This is a genomic window from Heyndrickxia sp. NPDC080065 (assembly GCF_050281185.1).
Taxonomy (GTDB): Bacteria; Bacillota; Bacilli; order Bacillales; family Bacillaceae_C; genus Heyndrickxia.
The window spans coordinates 17,766-29,236 of sequence record NZ_JBNNWS010000013.1; the positions used below are offsets into that span (position 1 = coordinate 17,766).

The 11,471-nt window shown below is 35.9% G+C and carries 9 protein-coding genes and 1 other annotated feature; of the genes, 8 read left to right on the plus strand and 1 reads right to left on the minus strand.

Annotated elements, in window-relative coordinates:
* Positions 1-3: 3 nt before the first annotated feature.
* The 6 genes from hemC (at position 4) to ysxE (ending at position 6,588) form a co-directional block, all read left to right on the plus strand.
* Entirely contained in the window at positions 4-933 is a 930-nt protein-coding gene (gene hemC / locus ACQKP0_RS16205) for a hydroxymethylbilane synthase (RefSeq protein WP_427406877.1), read from the plus strand.
* Positions 934-935: 2 nt separating this feature from the next.
* Complete coding sequence (locus tag ACQKP0_RS16210) at positions 936-1,736, plus strand: uroporphyrinogen-III synthase (protein ID WP_427406878.1); 801 nt, start codon at positions 936-938, stop codon at positions 1,734-1,736.
* The gene (hemB, locus tag ACQKP0_RS16215; protein WP_427406879.1) at positions 1,733-2,710 is read left to right on the plus strand and encodes a porphobilinogen synthase; all 978 of its coding nucleotides are present in this window, start codon (positions 1,733-1,735) and stop codon (positions 2,708-2,710) included. Before ACQKP0_RS16210 ends, hemB begins: the two co-directional genes overlap by 4 nt.
* Before the next feature lie 51 nt (positions 2,711-2,761).
* On the plus strand, positions 2,762-4,051 hold the full coding sequence (gene hemL / locus ACQKP0_RS16220) for a glutamate-1-semialdehyde 2,1-aminomutase (RefSeq protein ID WP_427406880.1): 1,290 nt from the start codon (positions 2,762-2,764) through the stop codon (positions 4,049-4,051).
* Positions 4,052-4,236: 185 nt separating this feature from the next.
* The gene (locus tag ACQKP0_RS16225) at positions 4,237-5,532 is read left to right on the plus strand and encodes a LysM peptidoglycan-binding domain-containing protein (RefSeq protein ID WP_427406881.1); all 1,296 of its coding nucleotides are present in this window, start codon (positions 4,237-4,239) and stop codon (positions 5,530-5,532) included.
* 24 nt (positions 5,533-5,556) lie between these two features.
* The gene (gene ysxE, locus ACQKP0_RS16230) at positions 5,557-6,588 is read left to right on the plus strand and encodes a spore coat protein YsxE (RefSeq protein WP_427406882.1); all 1,032 of its coding nucleotides are present in this window, start codon (positions 5,557-5,559) and stop codon (positions 6,586-6,588) included.
* 31 nt (positions 6,589-6,619) lie between these two features.
* Here ysxE and ACQKP0_RS16235 read toward each other — a convergent pair whose 3' ends face one another.
* Complete coding sequence (locus ACQKP0_RS16235) at positions 6,620-6,811, minus strand: hypothetical protein (RefSeq protein ID WP_427406883.1); 192 nt, start codon at positions 6,809-6,811, stop codon at positions 6,620-6,622.
* A gap of 174 nt (positions 6,812-6,985) precedes the next feature.
* Positions 6,986-7,255: a binding site (T-box leader), on the plus strand.
* A 70-nt stretch (positions 7,256-7,325) separates the two neighbouring features.
* Between ACQKP0_RS16235 and ACQKP0_RS16240 the strand changes: the two genes are divergently transcribed.
* Together ACQKP0_RS16240 and ACQKP0_RS16245 are read left to right on the plus strand one after the other, a co-directional pair.
* Positions 7,326-9,971, plus strand: coding sequence for a valine--tRNA ligase (locus ACQKP0_RS16240; protein ID WP_427406884.1), 2,646 nt, complete (start codon positions 7,326-7,328; stop codon positions 9,969-9,971).
* Between the two features lie 99 nt (positions 9,972-10,070).
* Positions 10,071-11,357 (plus strand): bifunctional folylpolyglutamate synthase/dihydrofolate synthase, encoded by a 1,287-nt coding sequence (locus ACQKP0_RS16245; RefSeq protein WP_427406885.1) that lies wholly within the window; start codon positions 10,071-10,073, stop codon positions 11,355-11,357.
* Positions 11,358-11,471 lie beyond the last annotated feature (114 nt).

The following is an 11,471-nucleotide window of genomic DNA, read 5'->3' on the forward strand; positions in this document are numbered from 1 at the left end:
TAAGTGAGAAAAATAATTATTGGTTCAAGAAGAAGTAAGTTAGCGTTAACACAAACAAAATGGGTTGCTGAACAGTTGAAAAAACTAGGTGTCCCTTTTGAATTCGAAGTGAAAGAGATTGTTACGAAAGGGGATAAAATATTAGATGTGACTCTTTCAAAGGTTGGCGGCAAAGGTCTTTTTGTAAAAGAGATTGAACAAGCATTACTAAATAAAGAAATTGATATGGCTGTACATAGTATGAAAGATATGCCAGCGGTCTTGCCTGAGGGACTAACCATTGGTTGTATACCAGATCGTGAAGATCATCGAGATGTTTTAATTTCCAAAGGTCATATGACACTTCGTGATTTGCCAAAAGGAGCGAAGGTTGGCACAAGCAGTTTACGTCGCAGTGCTCAATTACTTGTTGAGCGTCCAGATTTAGAAATTAAATGGATACGAGGGAATATTGATACAAGATTAGAAAAGCTTGAAAATGAGGATTATGATGCTATTATTTTAGCGGCAGCAGGACTTTCCAGTTTAGGCTGGAGCAGTGAGGTAGTAACAGAATATCTAGAACCGGAAGTTTGTTTGCCAGCTGTTGGGCAAGGCGCATTAGCGATAGAATGCCGGGAAGATGATAAGGAATTGCTTGAGCAATTATTAAAATTAACTTCGCCGGAAACGAAAAAAACAGTAACTGCCGAGCGGGCATTCCTTCATAAAATGGAAGGGGGATGTCAAGTTCCGATTGCTGGCTTTGCAAAGATGACAGAAGATCATCAAGTTGCATTAACTGCACTCGTTGCTGATCCGAATGGTCAAACGATTTTTAAAGAAACAGTTGTCGGTGATAATCCCGAAGCTGTTGGTGAAAAAGCTGCGGAATTGCTTACAAGCCAAGGTGCAAAAGAGTTAATTGATCGTGTGAAGCAGGAGTTAGAGTAATCATGATTGATGGATTGCCACTACAAGGCAAAAAAATTTTAGTCACACGGGGTGGAGAAAAAGGGAATAACCTTGCGAGTAAAATTACGGAATTCGGAGGAGTTTCTTTTGTTACTCCCTTAATTGATTTTGAGTTAAACCAAGATTTGAATGCTGCTACATATATAGAAAAGCTTGATTTCTATGATTGGATTATATTTACAAGTCAAAATGGTGTAGATTTTTTTTTCAAAGAGCTTAAACGTCTTTATCCCGGATTAACTCCATCCAAGATAAAAAATCATATTGCTGCAGTTGGCAGTAAAACAAAGAAAGCCATTGAAAAATATCATGTATATGTAGATTTTTATCCTAAAAAATTTAGTGCAGCAGATTTTCTAGTTCAGTTTATAGAAGAAGTGCCTTTACCGAATCAAGTATTGATTCCTAAAGGAAATTTAGCTAGTAAGACCATTGCTGAAGGACTAGAGAAAAAAAAGGTAATCGTAGATGAGTGGATTGTATATAACACATTTTTTCCTAAAGAGAATAAGGAAAAGTTAGTCGAGATCTTACAAAAAAACGATTTCAATTATGCCACTTTTACTAGTCCTTCTACTTTCCATCATTTTATGGAAATCGTAAAGGAATATTCATTACAAAAACAAATTAGCGGTATAGAGTTTGTTACCATTGGGGCTGTCACAAAGAAAACGGTTGAGGATTACGGGTATTCGGTAGCAGTCAGTCCAGAGATATATACGATTGATTCAATGCTTGATCGTTTATGTAGATTAACCATTCAGGAGGAGGAAATTAAATGAAAGACTTGCAGTTTAAACGTCATAGGAGACTACGTTCTTCAGCAAATATGAGAGCTTTAGTGCGTGAAACACATTTACATGTAGAGGATTTTATTTATCCGATTTTCGTCGTTGAAGGAGAAAATATTAAACACCCAGTTTCATCGATGCCTGGAGTTTACCAGATCTCACTCGATCATTTAAAAGCTGAAATGGATGAAGTAGTAGATTTGGGAATCAAATCAGTTTTATTATTTGGAATACCGTTAGAGAAGGATGCCGAAGGATCAGGGGCATTCCACAATCATGGGATTGTACAAGAAGCAACTCGTTTTATTAAGAAGGAATATCCTGAAATCATTATTATAGCCGATACTTGTCTTTGTGAATATACTGATCACGGTCACTGTGGAGTGATTGAAGAAGGAAAAATCCTTAATGATCCAAGCCTTGATTTGTTGGCAAGGACAGCGGTCAGTCAAGCTGAAGCAGGGGCTGATATTATTGCACCATCAAATATGATGGATGGTTTCGTTGCGGCTATCCGTAAAGGTTTAGACGAAGCTGGATATGAGGACATTCCAATTATGTCATACGCTGTTAAATATGCTTCTTCTTTTTATGGTCCTTTCCGTGATGCGGCCGGCAGCGCTCCACAATTTGGGGATCGAAAAACATATCAAATGGATCCTGCTAATCGACTTGAAGCTCTTAGGGAAGCTCAATCAGATGTCGAAGAAGGTGCAGATTTCTTAATTGTGAAGCCAACCCTTTCTTATCTGGATATAGTTAGAGATGTAAGAAATGAATTCCAATTACCTGTCGTTGGTTATAATGTTAGTGGAGAATATTCATTAGTTAAAGCTGCTGCCGAGAATGGCTGGATTGATGAAAAAACAATGGTGTTAGAAATGCTAACGAGCATGAAACGTGCTGGTTGTGATTTAATTATCACATATTTTGCTAAAGATGCTGCTAGATGGTTAGCAGAATAAAGAAATTTTTTGTTAATTAAATATACTTGTGACCTAATGGGGGTTGTAAAATTGCGTTCATATGAAAATTCTAAAAAAGCATTTCAAGAAGCAGTAACACTTATGCCTGGAGGAGTTAATAGTCCTGTTCGTGCATTTAAGTCGGTCGATATGGATCCGATTTTTATGGAAAAAGGCAAGGGATCGAAAATTTACGATATTGACGGTAATGAGTACATTGACTATGTCTTATCATGGGGACCACTTATTTTAGGACATACGAATGAGCAAGTTGTGGAAGCATTGAAAAAAGTGGTAGAGGAAGGGACAAGCTTTGGGGCACCAACTTTGGCTGAAAACAAGCTGGCAACCCTTGTTAAAGAACGTGTACCATCCATTGAAATTATCCGTATGGTCTCTTCGGGTACTGAAGCAACGATGAGTGCTTTAAGACTTGCCCGTGGATTTACAGGTCGAAATAAAATCTTGAAATTCGTAGGCAGCTATCATGGTCATGGGGATTCACTATTAATAAAAGCAGGTTCTGGTGTTGCTACTTTAGGTTTACCTGACAGCCCAGGAGTCCCTGAAGGAATTGCAAGCAATACGATTGCTGTTCCGTATAATGATTTAGAAGGAGTCAAAACGGCATTTCAACAATTTGGAGAAGATATTGCTTGTATTATTGTTGAACCAGTTGCAGGGAATATGGGAGTAGTCCCTCCTCAGCCTGGGTTTTTAGAGGGATTACGTGAAATCACTACACAATATGGCGCACTATTAGTTTTTGACGAAGTCATGACTGGTTTCCGTGTTGATTACAATTGTGCTCAAGGTTATTACGGGATTACTCCTGATTTAACATGCTTAGGTAAAGTTATTGGTGGAGGTCTTCCTGTTGGAGCTTTTGGCGGAAAAGCAGAAATTATGGAGAAAATTGCTCCTAGCGGTCCAGTTTATCAGGCAGGAACATTATCAGGAAATCCATTAGCGATGACAGCTGGATATGAAACACTTGTACAGTTAACACCAGACACGTATAAGGAATTTATTAGAAAAGCAGATAAGCTTGAACAAGGATTACATCAAGCGGCTCTTAAATATGAGATTCCACATACAATTAACCGTGCAGGATCGATGATTGGTATTTTCTTAACGAATGAAAATGTCATTAATTATGACACAGCTAAAACATCTGATTTAGAGCTATTTGCTGCATATTATAGAGAGATGGCAAATAACGGAATATTTTTACCTCCATCACAATTTGAAGGCCTATTCTTATCTACCTCACATACAGATGAAGATATTGAAAAGACAATCGAAGCGGTGGAAAAAACCTTCAAGACAATTAAAGGATAATAAATTGTACGAACCACACCATTTTTGGTGTGGTTTTTACTGTAAATAAACAAAATATAGATATTCTAAAAGAATATCGTTCTCATCCTTAATTTACATAAAAACATATCATAATCTCCCTCCGTTATTCATAAAGTGTAAATGACATAGTCAGTTTGTGATGGAATCGAAGGGAGGAATCCACCTTGTCTCAAAGTCAATCGTCATTACGATTTTCATTAGAAGAGTCTGTTTGGTTTAAAAAAGGACAGGAAGTAGAAGAACTTCTATCCATTTCATTGGATCCGCATATAACGATTCAAGAACAAGAGCAGTACGTTCAAATTATTGGAAGTCTGCAATTATCGGGTGAATACAAGGGCTGTGGTGAAGATGAATATGAACAGGAACTAGATTTACATGGAAAATTTGCACATTATGTAGATTATCGTTCAGAAGTTGAGGTTTATCATTTTGAACATCGATTTCCAGTGGACGTCACTATCCCGAAAAATAGAATTGATCATTTAGAGGATATTGATGTAAATATTGATGCATTTGATTATGAACTCCCTGAAAAAGGAAAGTTGAAACTAAATGCGGATCTCTCAATTTTGGGAATACGGAATGAAAACACAATGAATGAGGAACGAGAAGAAGAAATCCCTATATCATACTATCCAACAGAACCGCACTATCAAAATGCTGCGGAGGAAGTAGAAGAACTCGAAGAAGCAGAACTTGTAAGAGCAGAAGTAGAAGGATCACAAGAAGAAGTGGTGGATAGATTAGAAGAAGCTTTTCAGGAAGAATTTTCAAGATCTGAAGAGGAGTCATTAGAAATACAATTTGAAGATAACTTCCAAGTGCCTTTAGGGATAGAGGAAGAATCTGAACAGGAGTATAAGCTTTCACGGTTACCTTTAATTGAAAATGAGCACGAGGAAATCGAATCCATTCAAGAAGAAGATTTATTTCAGCCATTCATTATTGAAGCTAGGAAACAACCGACGGATCAAGAAAAAGAAGAGGACTTTATAAGTAATGAAAACCAGCAAGATGAACTCTCCATAAACCTTGGAATGTTCGAAGCGAATGTAGAGTCTAGCTCAAATGAATTATACCAGCAATCTCGTCAAACAGACTACGAGTCTTCGAACGAAAGCTTTAACGAATCATCTGCTATAGAGTCCTCTTCTAATGAACATCCTCATGATGAAGACGATCAGGAAGAAATAGATAAAAGCCAAAAGAAGAAAAAGAAAAAGTTTGGGAAATATGAATCTATTTCATTGGCAGACTTTTTTGCTAGAAAAACAGAAGAAAAAGCGGCAAAATTAAAGGTTTGTATTGTGCAGCATGGAGAAACTTTAGATTATTTGGCAGAAAAATATGATATAAATGTCCAACAAATATTAAGAATGAACCACTTAGAAATGAACCAGGATGTTTATGAAGGGCAAGTTCTATATATACCTTCTTATGCCTATAAAAAAGAATGATACCGCGCCTAAGCAGGTGATAGAATGGATAGGACTACATCTACTGAAATAAATAACATCATGAAGCAATATGGGATGAAGGCGAATTTTTTTGAAAAATACGGAAAAAGCTTTAAAGTGTCCACTAGTGAAGGGAATTTTGCTTTAAAAAGAATTTCCCCTTATACAGGAACTGGTTTTGTTAAAAATGTACAGTTACTTTACCACCGCGGTTATAATCGAATTGTTCCTATTTATCCTACATTGGATGGAAGATATGCAGTTCTTGATGAACAATACTTATATTATTTAATGCCTTGGCTTCCTAATGAAGAAAAAGAAGATCGTAGTGAAAAACATCAAAAAATGTTTAGAGAATTAGCAAGGCTTCACACTTTATCAGTAAAAGAGGTTCAAATTACTAAAGAACAACGGAAAGAGCATTTCGATCAAACCAATGAACAGTGGGTAAGAGAAACAGAGTTTTTTGAGGAATTTCTCGAACGAAGTGAACAAAAATGGTATATGTCACCATTTGAGTTAATGTTTTGTACATTTTTTCAAGACATTATTCAAGCATTAAATTTTTCAAAAAAACAACTTGAACAATGGTATGAGGATTCAAAAGATGTAGAAAAGGGAAGGACCGTTGTTGTACACGGAAAGGTCTCTACAGAGCATTTTTTATATGATGAACGTGGCTACGGGTATTTTACAAACTTTGAAAATTCTAAAGTTACTTCACCAATCAATGATTTATTACCGTTTTTAGCAAGAACTTTAAATACGTATCCAAAGCGGTTGGATGATAGTGTGGATTGGTTATATACGTATTTAGGGCATTTTCCCTTTCGCGAAGATGAAAAGAGATTATTCCTTGGTTATTTAGCGCATCCCGGCCCTATTTATCGAATTGTTGAGGAATATTTTTTTAAGAAAACAAAGAAAAGTGAAATGAAATATGTAAAACAATTGCAAAGAAATTATTGGCTCCTGAAAAATACCGAATACGTAGTTATGCGTATTAATCAAATTGCAGCACAAAAAACAAATGCAGAAAATAGCGGCCCTTCTTAAAAATAATTTAAGTAAGGGCCTTTTTTATATCTTATATCCACTCATTATGGTATGCTAAGGCGATTAAAATAAAAATTGCTAGCAATAAAACGTCAAATGCTGTTGGTAACAAGACCGTACGAATGGCTTGAAAAATAGTAAAGGGTATTATTAACTGTTTACAAATACCTTTAATCGTTTTACCCCAGGTTTGTAATGTATATCGATTAAAATTTTTCTTCATGCCTTTCACCTTCCTATAATCGATCCATTTTATACTAATGTATGAAATATAGGCAAATCGGTGTCATCTGGGTGAAAGGAGTATAATTGCAAGAATATTTTTCACAAAAATGGGCAATAATAATTGACGAAATGACTAAAAATTAGATATTATAATAAATAAATTAAATGACTTGAAAATACATTGATTGGGAAAAGTACAATGGGATACTGCTTAAAATGAGGTATTAAATACTTCTTCAGAGAGGGAGATCAATAGCTGAAAGATTTCCTAAGAGTGAACATTGGAATGTCGCCCATGAGTAGCTTCTGTGAAACGATAATGGAGTAATTGAAGCCGGTGGAAAGCCGTTATCATGTTTAAGTGCCAGGTATATAGTAGTTTTACATACTATTTCCTGTGAAAAAAGGTGGTACCGCGAAAATCGCTCCCTTCGTCCTTTTGACGTGGGGAGTTTTTTATTTTGATTAAAGGTATCTGAAATCATCATTTATTAGGAAGTGAGGAAGTTAGAATGGAAACAAAAGAAATTCAAATGTCCACAAAATATGATCCGAACACGATTGAGAAAAATCGTTATGAATGGTGGGTAGAGGGCAAATTCTTTGAAGCAAAAGATGATCCCAATAAAGAACCATATACAATTGTTATTCCACCTCCAAATGTAACAGGTAAGCTTCATCTAGGCCATGCCTGGGATACAACATTACAAGATATTTTAACAAGAATGAAACGGATGCAGGGATATGATGTTTTATGGTTACCGGGCATGGACCATGCAGGTATTGCTACACAAGCGAAGGTAGAAGGAAAATTAAGAGAAGAAGGAATCTCGAAATATGACCTTGGAAGAGAAAAATTTGTTGCAGAGACTTGGAAATGGAAAGAGGAATATGCAGGATTTATTCGTAAGCAATGGTCTAAAATCGGATTGGGATTAGATTATTCTCGTGAAAGATTTACTCTTGATGAAGGATTATCTGATGCTGTACGGAAGGTATTTGTTTCACTTTATAAAAAAGGACTCATCTATCGCGGTGAATACATTATTAACTGGGATCCTGCTACAAAAACGGCTTTATCGGATATCGAAGTAATTTATAAAGATGTTCAAGGTGCATTCTATCATATGAGATATCCATTAGCAGATGGTTCAGGACATATTGAAATTGCAACGACTCGTCCTGAAACTATGCTTGGAGATACTGCAGTAGCGGTTCATCCTGAAGATGATCGTTATAAACATTTAATCGGAAAGAAGGTTATTTTACCAATAACAGGTCGTGAAATTCCGATTGTTGGTGATGATTATGTTGATATGGAATTTGGTTCAGGTGCGGTAAAAATTACTCCTGCGCATGATCCTAATGACTTTGAAATAGGAAACCGTCACAATTTAGAACGTATTCTAGTTATGAATGAAGACGGTACGATGAATGACAAAGCTGGTAAATATGAAGGTATGGATCGTTTTGAATGCCGTAAACAAATCGTAAAAGATTTACAAGAAGATGGTGTTTTATTTAAAATTGAAGAACATTTGCATTCGGTTGGACATTCTGAACGAAGTGGCGCTGTTGTTGAGCCATACTTGTCCACACAATGGTTCGTTAAAATGCAGCCATTAGCAGATTCGGCAGTTGAACTACAAAAATCAGATTCCGGTGTACATTTTGTTCCTGAAAGATTTGAAAATACGTATTTACGTTGGATGGAAAACATCCGTGATTGGTGTATTTCACGTCAGCTATGGTGGGGACATCGAATTCCAGCTTGGTATCATAAAGAAACTGGCGAAGTATATGTTGATACCCACCCACCACAAGATATTGAAAACTGGGAACAGGATTCAGATGTGTTAGATACTTGGTTTAGTTCAGCCTTGTGGCCATTTTCTACTTTGGGCTGGCCGAATACAGATGCGGAAGATTTTAAACGATATTATCCTACGAGTGTTTTAGTAACGGGATATGACATTATCTTTTTCTGGGTTGCAAGAATGATCTTTCAAGCAAAAGAGTTTACTGGACAAATACCTTTCAAAGATGTGCTCATTCACGGTCTTGTACGTGATGAAAACAATGTAAAGATGAGTAAATCTCTTGGAAATGGTGTCGATCCGATGGATGTTATCGACAAATATGGAGCAGACTCATTAAGATATTTCTTATCTACAGGCAGCTCACCAGGCCAAGACTTGAGATTCAGCATGGAAAAGGTAGAGTCAGTTTGGAATTTCGCAAATAAAATTTGGAATGCATCACGCTTTGCATTAATGAATATGGACGGTTTAAGTTATGAAGAAATTAATATAGATGGAGAAAAATCAGTTGCGGATAAATGGATTTTAACTCGTCTTAATGAAACAATCGAAACGGTTACAAAACTTGCTGAAAAATACGAATTTGGTGAAGTGGGTAGAGCTCTTTACAACTTCATTTGGGATGACTTCTGTGATTGGTATATTGAAATGGCTAAATTACCGCTTTATGGTGATGATGAGGCTGCGAAACATACAACACGTTCAATCCTTGCATATGTATTAGACAACACAATGCGTCTCTTACATCCATTTATGCCATTTATTACAGAAGAAATTTGGCAAAACTTGCCTCACAAAGGTGAATCTATTACAATTGCCAGCTGGCCGGTAGCGAAAGATGAATTGCAAGACGATGCTGCAGCTGAAGAAATGAAGCTTTTAGTTGAAATTATCCGTTCAGTAAGGAACATCCGTGCGGAAGTTAATACACCGCTTAGCAAAAAAATTAAGCTAATGTTAAATGCAAAAGACGAACAAGTGTTAAATGCACTAATGAAAAATCAATCATATATCGAGCGCTTCTGTAATCCTGAAGAACTCGTAATTAACAAAAATATGTCTGCTCCAGATAAAGCGATGACTGCAGTTGTAACAGGTGTAGAATTGTTCTTACCGCTTGAAGGCTTAATAAATATTGAAGAAGAAATTGCACGTCTTGAAAAAGAATTAGAAAAATGGACAAAAGAAGTAGATCGAGTACAGAAAAAATTAAGCAATGAAAAATTTATCAGTAAAGCTCCACAAAATGTAGTTGATGAAGAACGCGCTAAGGAAGAAGACTATTTAGAAAAACAAGCTACAGTTAAAGCAAGAATTGAAGAACTAAAAGGAAAATAATCAAAAAATCTTGGAAGGCGAATTCGATATAGAATTCGTCTTCCAATTATTCTATTATGAAATTTAACTTATGCAAAAGAAGAAAAAGAGGGACACAAAATGCATACATATAAAGAAGCGATCAATTGGATTAATTCGAGACTGCGCTTTGGCATCAAACCTGGATTAGAAAGAATGCAATGGATGATGAGAAAATTAGGTTCCCCAGAAAAAAGAATAAAAGTCATCCATGTAGGTGGAACGAATGGAAAGGGTTCAACCGTCACATATTTACGTTCAATATTAAACGAAGCAGGATTAACTGTCGGCACATTTACATCACCATATATTGAAAGCTTTAATGAGAGAATAAGTGTAAATGGAATACCGATCCGAAATGATGAGATCGTAGAGCTGGTGGAGGTTATCCAACCATTTGCAGAAGAACTAGAATCAACAGATCTGGGAGCAATGACAGAATTTGAAGTCATTACAGCGATGGCTATATATTATTTTGCTAATATGAATCCAATGGATATTACGATATTTGAAGTCGGACTTGGAGGACGTTTGGACTCTACAAACATTTTAACTCCAATAATAAGTATTATCACAAACATTGGTATGGATCATACCAATATTCTAGGCAATACTGTACAAGAAATTGCAACAGAAAAAGCGGGAATCATTAAAAAAGGTATTCCAATTATTACAGGTGCCAAACAAGAAGAGGCATTAAAAGTATTTTTGGACAAGTCAAGTGAAATGGCCGCTGATATTTATATCAGCGGCGAACATTTTACATTTGATGAGGCTAAAACTCTGGAAAAGGGAGAACAGTTTGCCTTCATATCCTCAAACGTTAAAATGAATGATTTAAAAATCTCGATGCTGGGCAAACATCAAATTGAAAATGCAGTATTAGCAGTTGAAGCAGCTAACTTTTTAAAAGTTGAAGAAAACTTTATTCGAGAAGGCTTGAGAAAAGCGTTTTGGCCTGGAAGAATGGAAATCATTTGTGAAAAACCGCTAGTATTACTAGATGGTGCTCATAATCCTGAAGGAATCACTTCATTAATATCTGCATTAACTGAGCATTTTCCAAAACATAGGAAAAAAATTGTCTTTGCTGCACTAAGAGATAAAGACTTGAAAAAAATGCTGCATTTATTAGGATCAATTGAAGCGGAAATTTATTTTACACAGTTTCTTTCACCACGTGTAGCAACTGCAAAAGAATTACTGGAGATTAGCTCACTGCCAAATGCGGAAATGGATGATAATTGGCAGACACTTGTGGGAAAAGTCTATCATTCCTTAGATGAGGATGAAATGCTCATAATATCAGGTTCCCTATATTTTATTAGTGAGGTAAAACCTTATTTCAAAAATATTTTTCTAGACTAAGAATCTATCTGAAAGAAAACAATTTATTCAAAATCAACAAAATATAATGACAGTAAACCTATGATTTGGTAAAATATTTTAAAAGATTGAGTCTTATTGACTATTTTTCAATTA

Bases quoted from the DNA above. Each gene is read 5' to 3' on its own strand.
- ACQKP0_RS16210 (WP_427406878.1), top strand. From the start codon at position 936: ATGATTGATGGATTGCCACTACAAGGCAAAAAAATTTTAGTCACACGG.
- hemB (WP_427406879.1), top strand. From the start codon at position 1,733: ATGAAAGACTTGCAGTTTAAACGTCATAGGAGACTACGTTCTTCAGCA.
- ysxE (WP_427406882.1), top strand. From the start codon at position 5,557: ATGGATAGGACTACATCTACTGAAATAAATAACATCATGAAGCAATAT.
- ACQKP0_RS16235 (WP_427406883.1), bottom strand. From the start codon at position 6,811: ATGAAGAAAAATTTTAATCGATATACATTACAAACCTGGGGTAAAACG.
- ACQKP0_RS16240 (WP_427406884.1), top strand. From the start codon at position 7,326: ATGGAAACAAAAGAAATTCAAATGTCCACAAAATATGATCCGAACACG.
- ACQKP0_RS16245 (WP_427406885.1), top strand. From the start codon at position 10,071: ATGCATACATATAAAGAAGCGATCAATTGGATTAATTCGAGACTGCGC.